The organism is Halomonas rhizosphaerae, assembly GCF_030010555.1.
Lineage (GTDB): Bacteria > Pseudomonadota > Gammaproteobacteria > Pseudomonadales > Halomonadaceae > Halomonas > Halomonas rhizosphaerae.
Window position 1 is genome coordinate 1 of sequence record NZ_JASCQP010000026.1, and the last position, 17,284, is coordinate 17,284.

Genomic DNA, 17,284 nt, shown 5'->3' on the forward strand with positions numbered 1-17,284 from the left:
TGATCTTACCCAGCATTGGTGGACACCGGTCTAAGCGATCATTTGGGCCTCAAAGGCCTCTGGACTGATCATCCCGATTGCACTGTGTCGGCGTTGCCGGTTGTAGTCCAACTCAATGTATTCGAATACCTGCCGACGCATCGCCTCACGGGTCACGAACCGCTCGCCGTGGATGGCTTCGACCTTGAGGCTGTGAAAGAAGCTCTCAGCGCAGGCATTGTCGTAACAGTTGCCCTTGGCGCTCATGCTGCACTTGAGACCGTGACGCATCAGCAGCGACTGGTACAGCGTCGAGCAGTACTGGCTCCCGCGGTCTGAATGGACAATTACGCCTTTGGGCATCTTCCGGCTCCACAGGGCCATTTTCAGGGCATCGCTGACCAGGTCAGCCGTCATGCGTTCGCTCATCGCCCAGCCGATCACCTTGCGTGAGTACAGATCAATCAGCACCGCCAGATAGAGCCAGCCTTCACCCGTTGCCAGGTAGGTGATGTCGCCGACCCATTTCTGATTCGGTGCCGTAGCGGTGAAGTCCTGCTCCATCAGGTTCGGTGCGACTGGCAGGCCATGCCGTGAATTCGTGGTGGCCTTGAACTTGCGAGCGGCTTTCGCCCGCAGGTTTTGCCGACGGAGGCTGGCGGCCACAGTATTACGGCAGATGGGTACGCCAGCATCGTTCAGGTCGCGGGTCAGCCTGGGGGCGCCTGAGCGCCCCTTGCCCTGTTCGAAGGCCTGAGCCACGCGCTGATCCGTGATCGTTTGTCGGCGGCGGCGGGAAGACGGTTCACCACCACGCTGTCGCCAGGCGTAGTAGCCGCTGCGGGCGACACCGAGAAACGCGCACATCCGATGAACGCTGAAGGCCTGACGGTGCTGCTCGATGAAGGCGTACTTCACTTCAGGCTCTTCGCGAAGTACACCGCGGCTTTTTTTGCGATTTCAAGCTCTTCCGACTTCTCAGCCAGCTGACGCTTGAGCCGCGCATTCTCGTCAGCCAAGGCCTGCTCGCGAGCCGAGACGGTTTGCTGCTGCTGGGCCTTGGCTCGCCATTGATAGAGCTGGCTGGACTGAAGCCCCAGCTCGCGAGCGGCGGCACTGGTGCCAACACGATCAGCGAGTGCCAGGGCCTCGTCCTTGTAGGCCTGGGAGTAACGGGTACGGGTCTTCTTCATCGCCGCTGCTTGCCTTGCCATGGGGTCACCTCGTTCAGTGTACTGCCTTAACGGGGTGTCCACTGTTGCTGGGCAAGATCAGGCCACGGCGCACCGGCTCCAGTGGACTGGCTACACTGATAGTCACAGCCACCGCAGGGAGGACGCCATGAGCACTCGCCTGTTACGAGGGTTGATGGCCGGGTTCGCGGCCACCCTGGTCATCTCGTTGATCCTGATTCTGCGCCTGGCGGCGGGCATCATCCCCTGGTACAACCCCATCGAGGTCATGAACCTGGCCGCTCAGGACCTGCTCGGCGCGCCGGACAGCCGGATGCTGGCCTGGGGCATCCATTTCGTCGTGGGCACGCTGATCTGGGGGCTGCTGTTCGCGCTGCTGGTCCCCTATCTCCCGGGCCGTACCCCTACCCGGCGGGGCCTGGAGTTCGGCGTGGCCAGCTGGCTGGTGGTAATGGTCACGGTCTTTCCCCTGGCGGGCTCCAGCCTGTTCGGCCTGGGCTTCGGGCTGGTGGCACCGCTCTCCATGCTAATCGCCCATCTCATCTTCGGTGCGGTGATGGGGGCCGTCTACGGCTGGGGGAAAGGCGTGCTCTAGCCCCGGGAAAGCCGGCACGACAAGGGGGTGGCAACGCCGAGATCGCTGTCTGGTCTTGGCACGGTCACCAGCGAACCGCCACGCGGTTTCTGCCCTCGCGCTTGGCCTGGTACATGGCGGCGTCGGCGCGCTGCGTGACGGCCTCGATGCTGGCATCGGTGGGCGTGAAGCAGGTGACCCCGATGCTCACCGTGAAGTGGAAAGGCAGCGCCTCTGCCTCGATCGTGGCCTCGGCGATCTGCCGCAGCAGGCGCCAGGCGACGGCTCGGGCTTCCTCGGGGGACATGCCGGGCAGGATCACCATGAACTCCTCCCCACCGGTGCGGCAGGGCAGATCGCTCTGGCGCAGGTGGTGTCGCAGGGTGTCTGCCAGCAACCGCAGGCCCTTGTCGCCCTCGGCGTGGCCCAAGGTATCGTTGATGGCCTTGAAGCGGTCGATGTCGATCATCAACAGGGCCGCCTGGATCTCGCCGCCCTTGACCGTTCTGGCGACTCTCCTGGCGGCATCGTCGAAGGAGCGGCGGTTGGCCAGCCCGGTCAAGGGGTCGGTACTGGCCTTGCGGGCCCAGTCGGCCTCCTGGTGCCTCTGCCGGGTGATGTCCCGATACACCCAGAGGTGACCGTGGTACTGGTCGGCGACGAACAGGGGCGTATAGGTGCGCTCGAGGAAGCGGCCATCCGCCATCGCCAGCAGATCGCGGGCCTGCTTGCGCCTTGTCACGAGGAGTTCCTCGATGCGCGCCACGAAGCCTTCCGGCTCCGTGAAGTACCCCTTGGTGGACTCGGCGGCCTCTCGGCAGTCCATGCCCACGAGGTGCTCGGGAGGCGCATCGATGTCGAAGAGGTCGCAGAAGGCCTGGTTGGCCACGATGACCCGGCGACTCTCGTCCTCGAGCAGCAGGCCCACGTCCAGGCCCTCGATGACCACTTCCAGCTGGCGATTGGAAACGAGCTGCGCGGTCTCCAGCGCCTTGCGTGGCGTGATGTCGAACTCGCCCATCACGATCATCGGCAGGCCCGTCTTGGGGTCGGTGGCGCGGCACAGGTCGACATGATGCCAGCGGTCGCTGTCGTCGACCCGCATCATCGCCTCCAGGGAGGTCCTCGGCTCGCCTTCCAGTTGCTGGAGGAGCCGCCCGGCAACGTCGTGATCCGAGAAGCAGGCCGCGAAGGAGGAAAGCCCCTGGCGGGCCGCGAGGGCGGCCGGATTGCGCACCAGCAGGCGCCCCTGGCCGTCGAACACCGAGACCATCATGGGCGTGTGCCTCACCGCCTCCAGGGCACGCAGGCTGGAGGCATCCAGGGAGATGTCGCTTTCCAGCCCCTCCACCAGCATGCCGGTTCGTCCCTCTTCCGTGACGTAACGGCTGCAGCGGCAGTGCAGCGAGATGGCCTGGCCGCCGGGGTAGAAGCTCCAGTGTTCATCGATGACTTCCCCCCTCGCCAGGCGCGGGAGGTAGTCCGCCAGGCGTCGCCGCGTCGCCTCGCTCATCGTCGCGGAGAAGTCGCGGGCATAGAGCGCCTGCGGCGTTTCGGCTCCCCAGAGTCGCACGGCCGCGGCATTGGCATAGTGCATCCGTTCCTGTTCGATATCGAAGACCCAGAGCGGGGTCTGGAGCCGATCGAGAAGGGCGGCCTGGTCGTGGATGGCCGACTGGGGGGCGTGATGGAAGGAGGTCATGAGAGCACAAGCGCCCTGGACGTTGCCGCGGGTATCCGCCAATTCCGGTCGATCATCGCGGATCCTCGTCGTTAACTGACGGTGACCCTATCACCGAATGGCGGATATCAGCCATCCCCTGTCGCTGACGGCGATGACCCGCCACTGGTGCGATGGGCGCCGCCCCGTGCGGCTAACCGCGCGATGCCGGGCTGATCTAGCCTCCAGCGTCTAGGCTTGCGAGAGGAATGAGTCATGTAGGACGCGACCATGTTCAAGGCGGTATTGCTCGATATCAGTGGCGTGCTGGCAGAGGATGGCGAGGCCCTGCCCGGCGCCGTGGAGGCGGTGGCGCGGCTGCAGGCGAGCGGGATGGCGCTGCGCTTTCTCACCAACACCTCGCGCAGGACCTCGGCGGCGGTCGGCGAGGAACTGCAGCGGTTGGGCTTTCCCGTGGAACCGGCGCAGGTGTTCACCGCCCCGGGGGCGATCCGGCGCTATCTGGAGCGCCATCGTCTCTTCCCCTACCTGCTGATCCACGAGAAACTCGAGCCGGAATTTGCCGACCTGCCCCGGGGGGAACCCAACGCCGTGGTGCTCGGCGATGCCGAGCAGCGTCTGGACTATGCCCACCTCGACGAGGCATTCCGGCTGCTGCTGGAGGGGGCGCCGCTGCTCGCCGTGGGGACCAATCGCTACTTCCGTCAGGCGGGGACCCTGCACCTGGATGCGGGGCCCTTCGTGCGTGCCCTGGAGTACGCCGCCGGCGTCGAGGCGCGGGTGCTGGGCAAGCCCGCGGGCGACTTCTTCCGTGCCGTGCTCGAGGAGGCCGGGGTGGCGCCCGGCGAGGCGCTGATGGTGGGCGATGACGTGGAGTGCGACGTGGCCGCCGCCATGGCGGTCGGCCTGCAGGCGTGCCTGGTGCGCTCCGGCAAGTATCGCCCGGGCGACGAGGCCCAGGCACCCGAGGCTCGCTGCGAGGCCAGCCTGGCCGACCTGGTCGAGGCACTGCTGGCAACTCGATAGTCGCGGGCGCGATAAACGGTTCCCTCCATGCCGTCTGGTGTCCTCCTGCGCGGCGCCATATGCTGGAACCCTGCATCGCGATCAGGCCGGCATTGGCCTGCCGGTCAGCCTGTCAGGAGGCACGCCATGGAGCATGAGGAGAGCACGGAGCGCCGTTCGCCGCGGCTGATGCACGACGAACTCCCCAAGGAGCATGACGACCCGCTGATCCGCCGGCTGCATCTGGTCATCCGCTTCGCCATCAAGGTGCTGGCGGTGCTGATGGTGCTGGTGATCATCTGGGGCGTGCTGGACGTGATCTACGTGCTCTACTCGCGCTTCATGGCCCCGCCGGTGATGCTGTTCGAGGTCAGCGATATCTTCGTCATCTTCGGCGCCTTCATGGTGGTGCTGATCGCCGTGGAGATCTTCATCAACATCCGGCTCTACCTCGGCACCAATATCCTGCCCATCCGGCTGGTGATCGCCACGGCGCTGATGGCGATTGCGCGAAAGGTGATCATCCTCGACACCGAACTCGTCACCGCGGAGGAGATGCTGGCCATCGCGGCGGTGGTGCTGGCGCTGGGCGTGACGCACTGGCTGGTCGGCAAGTAGTCGCCGTGGCCACGAGCCTGGAGGGCGAGCCCGGCAGCGGCATGCACGGGCGCCGATTGCTCCGGGGACCGGCTTGTCACCCCGGCCGGGTGCGCCATAGTGAATGATGACCCCACCACAGGAGGTGCTTCCCCATGTCCGGCACCCTCTATCGACTCTCGGCCTTCACCCGTGACCCCGCCGGCGGCAACCCCGCCGGGGTGTGGCTGGGGGAGGCGCTCCCAGATGTTGCCACCATGCAGCGCATCGCGGCCGAGGTCGGCTATTCCGAGACGGCCTTCCTCGCCCCGGCGCAGGGCGACCATCGCCGGGTGCGCTACTACAGCCCCGAGGCCGAGGTGAGCTTCTGCGGCCATGCCACCGTGGCCGCCGGTGTGCTGCTGGGACGCCAGGAAGGGGGCGGCACCTATCGGCTGGAGACGGCCATCGGCGAGGTGCCGGTGACGGTCAGCCAGGCGGGCGAAGAGTGGCGAGCCTCCCTGGAGTCCGTGACGCCTGCCCATCGGCCGCCCGAGCCCGGGCTGGTGAACGAGGCCCTCGCCCTGCTGGGCTGGCGGGCCGAAGAGCTGGCGGCCGACCTGCCCCCGGCGCTGGCCTATGCCGGGGCCTGGCACCTGGTGCTGGCGGTGGCGGACCGCGAGCGACTCGCGCGGCTGGACTACGATTTCGAGGCCCTGAGGGCGCTGATGGCGCGTGAGGGCCTTACCACCCTGCAGCTCGTCTGGCGCGAGTCCGCGACGCTCTTTCATGCCCGCGACCCCTTCCCGGTGGGCGGGGTGGTGGAGGACCCCGCCACCGGGGCAGCGGCCGCCGCCCTGGGCGGTTACCTGCGGGATGCCGGGCTGCTCCAGGCCCCCGCGCGCTTGACGATCCGCCAGGGCGAGGCCATGGGGCGGCCCAGCCAGCTGGACGTGGAGATCCCCGCCTCCGGCGGCATCCGGGTGGCCGGCACCGCGGTGGTACTGTGAGCCGTTCCCCCGCCTCCCCGCGTTGACGGCCCGCGGTTGTCGGCCAGGGTGGGCCGGGTATCGTGGCAGGTGGCGCCCGCCGCCCGGGTGCACCACGCTTCAACGACGTCCCATGTGCAGCCACCTCATCCGCCCCCCTCCCGGCCATCAACCCGATCAGGAGCCCCTCACCATGAGCAAGCCCGTCATCGCCGACAACAAGCCCGCCAAGGTGACCCTGACGAAGGGCAAGGAGTACGCCTTCTGCCGCTGCGGGCGCTCCGCCAGCCAGCCGTTCTGCGATGGCTCCCACGCCGGCACCGGCTTCACGCCCAAGAGCTTCGTGGCCGAGCAGGATGGCGAGGCCGTGCTCTGCCAGTGCAAGCACACCGACGATGCGCCCTTCTGCGACGGTACCCACCAGCAGTTTTCCGATGACCAGGTGGGCAAGCCCGGCCCCGGCGAGGCGCAAGACGCCGCCGACAAGGCCCCCGAGGCCAAGGCCACCCGCGAAGAGCCCACGGTGGCGTTCATCCACCGGCTGGCCCGGGAGGGGCTCGAGCAGATGGGCGCTCACGGCCCGACCACCGCCATGGGGGTGCCGCGCCACACCCTGCCGCACTGGGACGACCTGCAGATCATGGCCGCCCAGCTGGCGACCCAGCCCCTGATGGAGGAGGCCGAGGTCGCCACCGAGCTGGTGATCGGCCCCGAGGCCGAGAAGCCGCTGACCCTGAGCATGCCGCTGTTCGTCTCGGACATGAGCTTCGGCGCCCTCTCCGAGGAGGCCAAGATCGCCCTGGCGCGCGGCGCCGAGCGGGCCGGGACCGGGATCTGCTCCGGGGAAGGGGGCATGCTGCCGGAGGAGCAGCAGGAGAATTCCCGCTACTTCTACGAGCTGGCCAGCGCCCGCTTCGGCTACCGGGAGGAACTGCTAGAGAAGGTCCAGGCCTTCCACTTCAAGGGCGGGCAGGGCGCCAAGACCGGCACCGGCGGTCACCTGCCAGGCAACAAGAACACCGGCAAGATCTCCCAGGTGCGCGGCATCCCGGAGGGCGAACCCGCGGTCTCGCCGCCCACCTTCCAGGACCTGCACTCGGTGCAGGACTTCCGGCGCTTCGCCGACCGGGTGCGGGAGGTGACCGGCGGCATTCCGGTCGGCTTCAAGCTCAGTGCCAATCACATCGAGCGGGATATCCAGTTCGCGCTCGATGCCGGTGCCGATTACCTCATCCTCGACGGCCGCGGCGGGGCCACCGGGGCGGCTCCGGAGCTCTTCCGCGACCACATCAGCGTGCCCACCATCCCGGCCCTGGCCCGCGCCCGGCGCCACCTGGACGACCAGGGCGCCAGCGGACGGGTCACCCTGATCGTCACCGGCGGGCTGCGGGTGCCGAGCGATTTCGTGAAGGCCCTGGCCCTCGGGGCGGACGGCATCGCCATCGCCAACAGCGCCATCCAGTCGATCGGCTGCGTGGCCGCCCGGATCTGCAACACCAACAACTGCCCGGCCGGCGTTGCCACCCAGCGCAAGGACCTTCGCCAGCGGCTGGATGTCGACAAGTCCGCCCGCCAGCTGCAGAACTTCCTCGAGGCCTCCGTCTCGCTGATGCAGGTCATGGCCCGGGCCTGCGGCCACGACCGCCTGGACCAGTTCAACCGCGAGGACCTGGCCACCTGGCACCGCGAGATGGCCCTGCTGAGCGGGGTGCGCTACGCCGGCGTGCTGGACCCGCGCGGCTGAGGGCCCAGCGCTTTGCTGTCTTCCTGACGGCATCGGCTGGTCCGGGGGCCGCGGGCCGACGCCACCCGTTGGGGCAGCGGGTAGCCGGCCGGCGGCCCTCTGTCGGCCCTCGCGTGGTGGGGCCCGGGCAGGTCGACTATCGTCAAGGCAGGGGGAGGACGCTCCAGGGGCAGGGAGGCCCCGGGGTTCGGAGGCCGCACCATGCAGCGCATCCGGCATATCCATGCCATCACCAGGCGCCTGATCGTCATGACCACGGTGGCGGTCGCCGTGCTGGGCGCGATCTTCGCGCTGACCTTCTTCTACAACCAGCGCTTCCTGGTGACCTGGGCGGTGCCCCTGTGCGGCATCATCGGGGGGTTCGTCAGCATCCAGCAACGCCTGAACAAGGTCACGGACGAGGAGCTCGCGCTGCTGAACGCCTCCTGGTTCCAGATCCTGCTGGTGCCCATCTTCGGCGGGGTGTTCGCCCTGGTGCTCTACCTGGTGTTCCTCTCCGGCATCGTCTCGGGCGATCTCTTCCCCGCCTTCTCGTTCCCGTCCCGGGACGAGATCGAGGAGGGCGAGGACTTCATGCTACACATCTTTCAGGAGACCTACCCGAGCTCCGGGCCGGACCTGGCCAAGCTGCTTTTCTGGTCGTTCGTGGCGGGCTTCTCGGAGCGCTTCGTGCCGCAGCTGATCAGTTCGGTTACCTCATCGGTGTCCGAGGCCGCCGAGCGAGATCAGCGCGACGAGCGGGATGACACGCAGGAGCGCTGAGCGCTCAGCGCCAGCCCATCTGCCAGGTGGCCTCATCCTTGAGGGCCCGCCAGGGCAGGGTGGTCTCGCGGCGGGTGTAGACGGCCTCGAGGACCACCGCGACCACCGTCCCCTCCGCGTCGCGTTCCAGCGCCGTCACCAGGAAGTGCTTCTCCTTGTGCCGGGGCCGCACCGCGGTCCACTTGCTGTGGTACAGCTTCTCGGGGTTGATGGTGTTCATGGCCGTTTCCTCGGCTGGCGGGATAGCGCTCCAGCGCCTGGCAGCGCCGTCAGGCGTGGAACAGGGTGCGCCGGCGGGCCGGCGCACCCTGCGTGACGCGACATCCACCGGCCCGGATCAGAGCCTGACCAGCATCTTGCCGCGGTTGGCGCCCTCGAACAGCTTGAGGAAGGCATCCGGGGTGCGCTCGAGGCCCTCCTCGATGGTTTCCTCGTAGTCGAGCTTACCGCTCTCGACCTGCGGGCCGACCTCCTCGAGGAACTGCGGATAGTGCGCCCAGTGGTCGAAGACGATGAAGCCCTCCATGCGGGCGCGGCGGATCAGGATCATCGCCAGGTTGCCCGGGCCGGCGCTCGGCGTGTCCTCGTTGTAGCGGGCGATCATGCCGCAGACGGCGATGCGCGCGCCGACCTTGAGGGTGTTCAGCGCCGCCTCCAGGCAGGTCCCGCCGACGTTCTCGTAGTAGACGTCGAAGCCCTCGGGACAGGCGTCGCGCAACGCTTCGGTGAGCTGGGCGGCGTCCTTGTCCCGGTAGCTCACCGCCTTGATGCCGTGGGACTCCAGCCACTCGAGCTTGTCGGGCGCCCCGGCGATGCCGACCACGGTGCCGCCCCTGGCCTTGGCCAGCTGCACGGCCAGCGAACCCACTGCGCCGGCGGCGCCGCTGACCAGCACGTTGTCGCCTTCCTTCATCTCGGCGATGCGGTTCAGGCCGGTCCAGGCGGTCATGCCCGGCATGCCGAGTACGCCCAGGTAGGCCTGTTCCGGCACCTCGAAGGAGGGCAGGGACTCCACCTGCTCGCCCGGCAGCTGTGCGATATCCCGCCAGCCGCCCATGTGCCGCACCCTGGTGCCCACCGGGAAGGCCTCATCGCGGGACTCGATCACCTCGCCGATGGCCGCCCCTTCCAGGGGCGCGTTCAGCTCGAAGGGGGCGATGTAGGTCGTCACGCCGCTCATGCGGCCGCGCATGTAGGGGTCCACCGACAGCCAGGTGTTGCGGATGCGCACGTCGCCCTCGGCGAGCGAGGGCAGTTCCTGCTCATGCAGCTCGAACAGCTCGCGTGCCGGGGTGCCCTGCGGATGGTCATTGATGGTGAAGTAGCGGGATTGCATCGTGCAGCTCCTTCGCTTCGGTAGGTAGACGACCAGTCTAATGCAGGGGTGGCCGACTGGCCAACCTGGTCGGTCGGAGGATGCGGATTCGCCGGTCAGCCGTCATGATGGGCGCTTCGGCCCCACGGCAAGGACGCCCATGCTCGCCTTCGGCATGCTCTACTCCCTCTCGCTGATCGTGTTCGGCCTCTGTGCCGATGCGCGACGTCGCCTCGGCGGGGCCGTGGCGATACTGCTGCTGGCGGGGCTGGTCGGCTACGCGACCTGGCTCTTCGTCGTGCTGGCGCTCGGCTATGTGGCGCTGAGCGGCTGGATGCAGATCCGGCGGGTGCCGCCCTGGCTGGCTTGGGCGCGTATCGCGGCGTGGGTCGTCGCCAGTGCGGGGCTCGTGCTCCATGGTTGGCCGGGGTACGAGGGGCTGGTGGTGGTCGAGCAGCGGGTGCTGAAGGAGGGGAGCCTGCCGGTGAGCCTCTACGTCAGCCACGACAAGGTGCTGGTGGCCTGGTCGCTGCTCGGCTGGCTGCCGCTGTTCGGGCACAGCATGCCGCCGGTCGGCGGGGTGCCGGCCCGGGCAGTGCCATGGGTGGGGGCCGGGGGGATCGTGGCGCTCATGGGGCTTGCGGTGGCACTGGGGCTGGTGGCGTGGCAGCCGGGCCTGCCCGAGGTGTTCTGGGTGTTCGCCGTGGCCAACCTGCTCAATACCTGTGTCGCGGAGGAGTTGCTGTTCCGGGGCATGCTGCAGCGTTGGCTGATGAGGCGGACAGGGGCGCTCGTCGCCGTGGCGGTGAGCAGCGGGCTCTTCGGTGTGGCGCACCTAACCGGGGGCGGCGCCTTCGTGCTGGTCGCCACCGCGGCCGGGCTGCTCTATGGCCTGGTCTACCTGTGGACGGGCCGGTTGGTGTGGGCGGTGCTGGTGCACTGGGGGCTCAATCTCAGTCACCTGCTGCTGTTCAGCTATCCCATGCTGGCTGGCGCCTGAGGTGGCCGAGTGGCCCTGCTTGGCGTACCACCCCGACGGATCGGGCTGGTGGGTGTCAGGGGTGGCTCTTCCCTGAGCCCTCGTCGCGACGAGTCTTGCGCCTGAGGGGTGGTTCTTCCTTGAACCGCTCATCGCGACGAGTCTTCCTCCTGCCCTGTTGAAGCCAAAGGCATGCCAGGATCAAAGATATCGCATCTACATCAGGTGGTTGGATCTTGTCGATGCTCTGCTCGACGTTCCCCGATACGTCCAGAGCGACGAGGCTGTCGCCAGTTGCAGACAGGGAGCGGCGCGAAAGGCGGGCAGCCGGGCTCCTGCTGGGCCGGAGGCTGTCGCTTATCAGAGACAATCGTGGGCCCGAGGATCGCGCCGCGGGAATCGGGCCATGTGGCTCTCCGGACGCCGGGAAGGGACCGCAAGACACCGGGCCGCGATCAGTCACCCTTCTCCCGGGCGTGCAGCCCCCTGGCAATCAGCTCGTCGGCCATCGCCCGGGCGGCCAGGGCGAACTCCACCCGTGCCATGGCCAGAGCGCTCAGGTCGCGGGAGTCGACCTCATGCTCCAGGCGGTCGAGGCGCGCCTTGGCCTCGGCCAGTCGCCGGGCCAGTGACGCCTCCAGGCCGATGCAGGCCAGGGGCAGGTTCGGTATCGGGAACGGCTGCTCCACCAGTTCCTCGGGGGCTGCATCAGGCAGCTCGCACGCTAGTGTCGGGATGTTCATTGTGCGACCTACTCGGCCTAGGGATGGCCAGGATGTGACGTCAGGCAGTTCGGGGTCCACCTGCAGCGGGACAGGCCCCTCTCTATGACTATAGTGTGTTTTTTTGTAAGTCAAGGGGAGAATCTGGCGCTGGCGTGGCTGGACTAGGCTGGTGGGTGAGCCTCGGGTCTCGAGGATACCGATGAGTGATTTTCATCCCCTGTTTCGTCTGTTCCTCTGGCTGCTGCTGGCCTACGCCATGCTGGTGATGGTCGCCTGTGCCTTCCAGGGCCGGCTGCTCTACCTGCCGCACGTGGGTGGGCGCGAGTACCTGGCCACCCCGCAGGATCTCGGTCTGGAATATGAGCCGGTCACCCTGCGTACCGGCGACGGCCTGGGGCTCGATGCCTGGTGGGTGCCGGCGCGGGCGTCACGGGGTGGCCTGCTGTTCCTGCATGGCAATGCCGGCAACATTTCCCACCGCCTGGACTCGATCGAACAGTTCCACCGCCTGGGGCTCTCGGTGCTGATCCTCGATTACCGAGGCTACGGCCGGAGCGAGGGCGGCCCCTCGGAGGCGGGCACGGCACACGATGCCCGAGCCGGCTGGCGCTGGTTGCGCGAGACGGCTGGCTTGCCGCCCGGTGAGATCGTGCTGTTCGGCCGTTCGCTGGGAGCCGCCGTGGCGGCGAACCTGGCGCGAGAGCTCAAGGGCGAGGCGCGCCCGGCTGCGTTGATCCTGGAGTCGCCGTTCCGCTCGGTTCCCGAGCTGGCCCAGCGGCTCTACCCCATCCCCATCCTGCCGGCCCGCTGGCTGTCACGCTTCAACTACGATACCGCGGCCTACGTGGCACAGAGCGAGGCGCCGGTGCTGGTCATCCACAGCCGGGAGGACGACATCATCCCGTTCGCCGAGGGCGAGGCGGTCCATGCGGCGGCGCCCGAGCCCAAGCGGATGCTGGTGATCGGCGGCAGCCACAATACCGGTTTCCTGGAGAGCGAGAGGGTCTACCTGGCGGGCATCGAGGCATTCCTGGTCGAGGTGGCGGGGTTTCCCGCCCCCTGAAGACAGAGGCGCGCCCTCAGGGGGTGGTGGCCGGTGTAGTATCAGGCAGGGCATCAGCGTCAGGACCACAGGAGGGCGATATGGCATCGGCGATCGGTTGGCACGGGACCAGGGAGGGAGGGCATTCCTGCCTGCGGCGGACAGCGGGGGGCCTGCTGGTCGGCGGATATCTCCTGGTGGCCAGCGGCTGCGCCATGCTGGCGCCCTCGCCGCCGGAGGATCAGCGCAACATCTGCGAGATCTTCCGTGAGCAGCCCTCCTGGTATGACCACGCCCGGGATGCCGAAGCGCAATGGGGGACGCCCATTGCCACGCAACTGGCGTTCATCCAGCAGGAGTCGAGCTTTCGCAGTCATGTGCGGCCGCCACGCACCCGCCTGCTGGGGGTGATTCCCTGGCGGCGGCCGTCCTCGGCCAAGGGCTACGCCCAGGCCCAGGATCCGGTGTGGGGCGAGTATCGGGACGATGCCGGCAGCCTCTTCGCGCGCCGTACCCACATGAAACACGCCACCGACTTCATCGGCTGGTACAACGCGCGGTCGCGCCGCCAGCTGGGTCTCTCCCTGCACGACCCCGAACGGCTCTACCTGGCCTACCACGAGGGCCCCAGTGGCTATCGGCGGGGCACCTATCGGGCCAAGCCCCGGGTGAGGCGGGCCGCAAGCCAGGTGGCTGCCCGGGCCAGCCGCTATCAGGCACAGCTCGGCGCCTGCGAGGCCGAGTTTCGCTGTCGGCGCTTCTATCAGGTCTGGCCGTTCTGTCGCGCCTGAACGAAAACACCCCATCCGGCCCGGGGCCGGATGGGGTGCGGTGACTGCACTGGCAGGTACGGTCACGGCCTCAACGTTGAGGCTCTTCCTCGAACAGCTCCGCCTTGGCATCTCGCATGACGTCTTCGCAGGCGGCCTGATGGGCGAGCTGGGTGAGCAGGCTCTGGCTCAGGGCGAAGCCCTTCTCCAGGCAGGTGTCGACTTCCTCACGGCTCACTTCGGGGGTGACGTTGCAGTCAATCTTGATCGTTCTTCCACCACCGTCCAGCCTGTCGGCGAATTCCCGAAAGCGCCAGGCGACTCGCTGCTTCCAGCTGGCTGATTCTTCCACGCCTTCGTTTACGCTAAACGTGCACTGCCACTCCGGTTTGTAGACCTTCATGAGAACCTCCCGTGCTGGCTTGAAAGAATGATCGATCGTGTTTTCTGCTCCGTATCTGAAGATGTTGCCCAATCATCATACAGGCTTTCCGCCGTCGGGCCAGTATCCACGGACCGGGGCCGGCAACGCCGGGACCCTCCTGGATGACGTGACCATCGAGTCGTCACACGGATGGGGGTGACCCTGACCCGGTCGATGGTGCCGGGTCGGGGCGCGTCGGTGAGGGTCGTCAGCCAAGGTAGTCGGCGAAGGCCTCGAAGGCGGTCCGCTGCAACTGGGCCTGGTGTGCCCAGCGCTTGAGCACGTAGGAATCGAACGGACGGAATTGCGCGTGTGGGGTAGTCATTGCGGTTGCCCTCCTCAGGGGATTGCAATACCACCATAGGCGCTTTTTTGTTGCAGTGCAGCATAATCTTGTTCGTGGCATGCCCGGGCCACCTTTCCCGGCCGGTGCTGATCACCGCCGATCGTCTGGCTACTTCAGCCTGACCTCGCCCAGCACGCCGGTCAGCCGCTCCAGCACCTCGCCGCTGTGCCGCCAGAAGTGCCAGTAGAGCGGTACGGCAAGCGAACGCTCGGGGGCGATGCTGGCCAGCCGACCCTCGGCCACCAGCGACGCCACCTGCATCCGCGGCAGCATGCCGTAGCCCATGCCGGCGATGGCCAGGCGCACGAAGCCTTCCGACGAGGGGCAGAGGTGGTAGGGAAAGCGGCCGTGGTAGCCGCAGCTGGCGAGGAAGCGGTGCTGCAGCTGGTCATGAGGGCCGTAGACGATGGCCGGGGCGCGGCGGAAGGCCTCGGGCGTCGGCCCGTCCGGGAAGTGGCGGGCGCTGTAGGCCGGGGTGGCGTAGGGGTGGTAGACCATCGTGCCCAGCGGCACGCAGCGGGCCCCGGCGATGGGCTGGTCGCTGGCGCACATGCAGGCCGCCACCTCACCGTCGCGCAGCCGCTTGAGGCCCACGTCCTGGTCCTCGACCACCATGTCCAGCAGCAGGCCCTCCGCCCGGCAGAAGTCGCCGACGGCCGCGGCCCACCAGGTGGCCAGGCTGTCGGCATTGAGGGCGATGCGCAGCCGGGGGGAGGCCTCCTCCAGGGTGGGCAGGGCCGTGCGCAGGTCGCGCTCGAGCAACTGAACCTGCTGGACATGGTTGAGCAGCCGCTGGCCCGCGGGCGTGGGCCGCAGCGCCGGGTGGCGGATCAGCACCGGCTGACCCAGGCGGACCTCCAGCGCCTTGATACGCTGGGAGACCGCCGACTGCGAGAGGCCCAGCTCCTCGCCGGCGCGCTCGAAGCCGCCGCACTCGACCACCGTGGCCAGCGCCTGGAGCAGCTTGTAATCCAGCATGGGACCTCCGTACCGGAAGGGGATAGGCATCCAAATATAAGCAGAACTGATGCGATATTAGCAGGATGATTTTTCGGCATGTCCGGGTGTGGCTATGCTGGCCGCTCTCGACGGGTACCAGGACAGGGGAAACGCCATGCTGGAGAGCTATCTGACCGGGCTTGTGGTGTGCGGCGGAATCATCGTCGCCATCGGCGCGCAGAACGCCTATGTGCTGGGGGTGGCCGTGCGGCGGGAGCACCACTGGTGGTCGGCCGGGCTGTGCATGAGTACCGATGTGCTGCTGCTGGCCGCTGGTATGTTCGGGGTCAGTGCGGTGCTGCTGAGCATGCCGAGCGCCATGGAAACGCTGCGCTGGCTGGGGGTGGTGTTCCTCGCCTGGCTGGCGGCCCAGGCCTTCCTTCGCGCCGCCACCGGCCGGCAGGGGCTGGCCGGTGGCGCCTCGGGCGGGCGCAGCCGCCGGGGCGTGCTGCTCGCCACCCTCGCGGTCACGCTGCTCAATCCCCAGGTGTACCTCGACACCCTGCTGCTGATCCCGGCCATCGGTGTCCAGCAGCAGAGCACCGCCACCTTCGTGGCGGGTGCCGTCACCGCCTCGATCCTCTGGTTCAGCCTGCTGGCCTGGGGCGGCTCGGCGCTCTCGCCCTGGCTCTCCCGGCCCCTGGCCTGGCGGGCGATCGATGGCGCCATCGGCGTGATGATGGCGGCCATCGCCGTGCACCTGGCCGGGGGGACCGGCCTCGCGGCATGATGCCGCCTGCTGGCTCTGTGAGGCGCAGCGCTTCCTGGTCTGGAAGCGAGGCCAGGGTGATCACTCTTCGTCAATCGACGTTGCCACCGCGGCGCCGATCACGTCCTGGTAGTTGCGGATGCGCTGGACGTAGTGCACCGGCTCGTAGCCCCGCGCGTAGCCGTAGCGGGTCTGCGGGTAGTAGCGCTTGTCGGCCTTGAGCGGCAGCACCTCCCTCATGTCCTCCCAGGAGTCCGGGTTCCTGCCGAGCTCGCGCGCCAGTTCCCGGGCGTCCAGCAGGTGGCCACGGCCGATGTTGTAGCTCGCCAGGGCCAGGTAGGTGCGGTCCGGCTCGGGAATGGACTCGGGGAGGCGCTGGTGGCGGTCGGCGAGATAGCGCGCGCCGCCGTCGATCGCCGCGGCCGGGTCCAGGCGGTTGTCGACGCCGAGGGACTGGGCGGTGTTCTGGGTGAGCATCATGATACCGCGCACCCCGGTGGGCGAGACGGCCTGTGGGTCCCAGTGCGACTCCTGGTAGGCCAGGGCCGCGAGCAGGTCGGCCGGCATCCCGGTGGCCTCCTCGGCCGCCACGAAGAGCTCGAGGAAGGAGGGCAGGCGCTCGTCGATGCGCCGGTTCAGCGTGCGCAGGTCGACGAAGTCGAACTCGCCGATATAGGCGTAGTAGCGCTCCTCCATCGCCGCGACGCTCTGCTGTCCCTCGGCGCTCCCCATCCACTGCCCGGCCATCTCCGCGAGCGCCTGGTGGCCTTCGGGCAGGTACCAGCCCAGCCGGTCGCCGCTGGTCAGGTTCATGGCGACCTCCAGGTGCGGAAAGTGGCGGCGCACCACGCGCACGATGTTGGAGTCGGCCAGGGTGCAGTCGATGCGTCGCTCGGCCACCTCGGCCAGCAGTACCTCGGTGGTGCGCGGGTCCTCCTCGAAGGTGATGCCGGTGTGGCGGTTGACCAGGCTCTCGAGCTTTTCCGCATAGCTGGAGTCCGCCGTGACGCGCAGTTCGACGCCGGCCAGCGCCTCCACCCGGCGCGGCAGGGGCCGCATGTCGCGGTGGCAGACCAGCTGCTCGACGATGTCGGTATGGCCGGGACCGCGCCGGAAGCGCGCGTCGCGGGAAGGCAGGTGGGTCAGCCCCGCGGCGGCCAGGTGGACCTCGCCGTCCTCCAGGGCCTGCAGTACTTCGGCGGTGGAGTCCTGCAGCATCCACTCGACCTCCCAGCCATGGGCCTCGGCGAAGCGCTGGACAAGGTCATGTTCCGGCCCCGCCGGGGTCTCGTGGCGGTCCAGGTAGTAGGTAGTGGCGGCGTTGCGGCTGGCGACCCTCAGCGTCTCGCCCGGCTCGGGCGGGTCGAGCAGCACGACCGGGGGCTCACCGGGCTCGCAACCCTGGAGCAGGGCCAGCGACAGCAGCAGGGTGGCGGTGAACAGGCGGGATCGGGACATGGAACGGGTATCCT

The 17,284-nt window shown here is 68.2% G+C and carries 18 protein-coding genes; 10 read left to right on the forward strand and 8 right to left on the reverse strand.

All coding sequences use genetic code 11. The features are described 5' to 3' along the window. Window positions 1–30 precede the first annotated feature (30 nt). A protein-coding gene (locus QLQ83_RS10110; protein WP_282734270.1) for an IS3 family transposase occupies window positions 31–1,193 on the reverse strand; the annotation gives its coding sequence in 2 pieces (ribosomal slippage) (window positions 31–935 and window positions 935–1,193; 1,164 coding nt in all). Between the two features lie 127 nt (window positions 1,194–1,320). On the opposite strand from QLQ83_RS10110, the gene QLQ83_RS10115 reads away from it, so the two are divergent. Beyond that, complete coding sequence (locus QLQ83_RS10115) at window positions 1,321–1,767, forward strand: DUF6789 family protein (RefSeq protein WP_282735403.1); 447 nt, start codon at window positions 1,321–1,323, stop codon at window positions 1,765–1,767. A 64-nt stretch (window positions 1,768–1,831) separates the two neighbouring features. On the opposite strand, the gene QLQ83_RS10120 is transcribed toward QLQ83_RS10115, so the two are convergent. Further along, on the reverse strand, window positions 1,832–3,448 hold the full coding sequence (locus QLQ83_RS10120; RefSeq protein WP_282735404.1) for a sensor domain-containing diguanylate cyclase: 1,617 nt from the start codon (window positions 3,446–3,448) through the stop codon (window positions 1,832–1,834). A 249-nt stretch (window positions 3,449–3,697) separates the two neighbouring features. Between QLQ83_RS10120 and QLQ83_RS10125 the strand changes: the two genes are divergently transcribed. From QLQ83_RS10125 to QLQ83_RS10145, 5 genes are all read left to right on the forward strand, one after another. Continuing rightward, window positions 3,698–4,453, forward strand: coding sequence for a TIGR01458 family HAD-type hydrolase (locus tag QLQ83_RS10125; RefSeq protein ID WP_282735405.1), 756 nt, complete (start codon window positions 3,698–3,700; stop codon window positions 4,451–4,453). 126 nt (window positions 4,454–4,579) lie between these two features. Continuing rightward, entirely contained in the window at window positions 4,580–5,050 is a 471-nt protein-coding gene (locus tag QLQ83_RS10130) for a phosphate-starvation-inducible PsiE family protein (protein WP_282735406.1), read from the forward strand. A gap of 134 nt (window positions 5,051–5,184) precedes the next feature. Further along, on the forward strand, window positions 5,185–6,018 hold the full coding sequence (locus QLQ83_RS10135; protein WP_282735407.1) for a PhzF family phenazine biosynthesis protein: 834 nt from the start codon (window positions 5,185–5,187) through the stop codon (window positions 6,016–6,018). Between the two features lie 172 nt (window positions 6,019–6,190). Beyond that, window positions 6,191–7,741 (forward strand): glutamate synthase-related protein, encoded by a 1,551-nt coding sequence (locus QLQ83_RS10140; protein WP_282735408.1) that lies wholly within the window; start codon window positions 6,191–6,193, stop codon window positions 7,739–7,741. Window positions 7,742–7,942: 201 nt separating this feature from the next. Then, on the forward strand, window positions 7,943–8,503 hold the full coding sequence (locus QLQ83_RS10145) for a hypothetical protein (RefSeq protein WP_282735409.1): 561 nt from the start codon (window positions 7,943–7,945) through the stop codon (window positions 8,501–8,503). A gap of 4 nt (window positions 8,504–8,507) precedes the next feature. Here QLQ83_RS10145 and QLQ83_RS10150 read toward each other — a convergent pair whose 3' ends face one another. Together QLQ83_RS10150 and QLQ83_RS10155 are read right to left on the reverse strand one after the other, a co-directional pair. Further along, the gene (locus QLQ83_RS10150; RefSeq protein ID WP_282735410.1) at window positions 8,508–8,723 is read right to left on the reverse strand and encodes a TIGR02450 family Trp-rich protein; all 216 of its coding nucleotides are present in this window, start codon (window positions 8,721–8,723) and stop codon (window positions 8,508–8,510) included. Between the two features lie 117 nt (window positions 8,724–8,840). Then, a complete protein-coding gene (locus QLQ83_RS10155; protein ID WP_282735411.1) occupies window positions 8,841–9,839 on the reverse strand; it encodes an NADP-dependent oxidoreductase in 999 nt (332 codons plus the stop codon). A 139-nt stretch (window positions 9,840–9,978) separates the two neighbouring features. On the opposite strand from QLQ83_RS10155, the gene QLQ83_RS10160 reads away from it, so the two are divergent. Then, window positions 9,979–10,818, forward strand: a complete 840-nt coding sequence (locus QLQ83_RS10160) for a CPBP family intramembrane glutamic endopeptidase (RefSeq protein WP_282735412.1) — start codon at window positions 9,979–9,981, stop codon at window positions 10,816–10,818. A gap of 434 nt (window positions 10,819–11,252) precedes the next feature. On the opposite strand, the gene QLQ83_RS10165 is transcribed toward QLQ83_RS10160, so the two are convergent. Beyond that, window positions 11,253–11,540, reverse strand: a complete 288-nt coding sequence (locus QLQ83_RS10165; protein ID WP_282735413.1) for a hypothetical protein — start codon at window positions 11,538–11,540, stop codon at window positions 11,253–11,255. A 181-nt stretch (window positions 11,541–11,721) separates the two neighbouring features. Between QLQ83_RS10165 and QLQ83_RS10170 the strand changes: the two genes are divergently transcribed. Together QLQ83_RS10170 and QLQ83_RS10175 are read left to right on the forward strand one after the other, a co-directional pair. Then, a complete protein-coding gene (locus QLQ83_RS10170; protein WP_282735414.1) occupies window positions 11,722–12,585 on the forward strand; it encodes an alpha/beta hydrolase in 864 nt (287 codons plus the stop codon). Window positions 12,586–12,665: 80 nt separating this feature from the next. Beyond that, entirely contained in the window at window positions 12,666–13,355 is a 690-nt protein-coding gene (locus tag QLQ83_RS10175; protein ID WP_282735415.1) for a transglycosylase SLT domain-containing protein, read from the forward strand. 70 nt (window positions 13,356–13,425) lie between these two features. Here the strand turns inward: QLQ83_RS10175 and QLQ83_RS10180 are convergent, their stop codons facing one another. Both QLQ83_RS10180 and QLQ83_RS10185 read right to left on the reverse strand, forming a co-directional pair. Continuing rightward, the gene (locus QLQ83_RS10180; protein ID WP_282735416.1) at window positions 13,426–13,737 is read right to left on the reverse strand and encodes a hypothetical protein; all 312 of its coding nucleotides are present in this window, start codon (window positions 13,735–13,737) and stop codon (window positions 13,426–13,428) included. A 475-nt stretch (window positions 13,738–14,212) separates the two neighbouring features. After that, the gene (locus QLQ83_RS10185) at window positions 14,213–15,082 is read right to left on the reverse strand and encodes a LysR family transcriptional regulator ArgP (protein ID WP_282735417.1); all 870 of its coding nucleotides are present in this window, start codon (window positions 15,080–15,082) and stop codon (window positions 14,213–14,215) included. Window positions 15,083–15,218: 136 nt separating this feature from the next. On the opposite strand from QLQ83_RS10185, the gene QLQ83_RS10190 reads away from it, so the two are divergent. Continuing rightward, entirely contained in the window at window positions 15,219–15,833 is a 615-nt protein-coding gene (locus QLQ83_RS10190) for a LysE/ArgO family amino acid transporter (RefSeq protein ID WP_282735418.1), read from the forward strand. Between the two features lie 60 nt (window positions 15,834–15,893). Here QLQ83_RS10190 and mltF read toward each other — a convergent pair whose 3' ends face one another. Beyond that, window positions 15,894–17,270, reverse strand: coding sequence for a membrane-bound lytic murein transglycosylase MltF (mltF, locus tag QLQ83_RS10195; protein WP_282735419.1), 1,377 nt, complete (start codon window positions 17,268–17,270; stop codon window positions 15,894–15,896). Window positions 17,271–17,284: the final 14 nt, after the last annotated feature.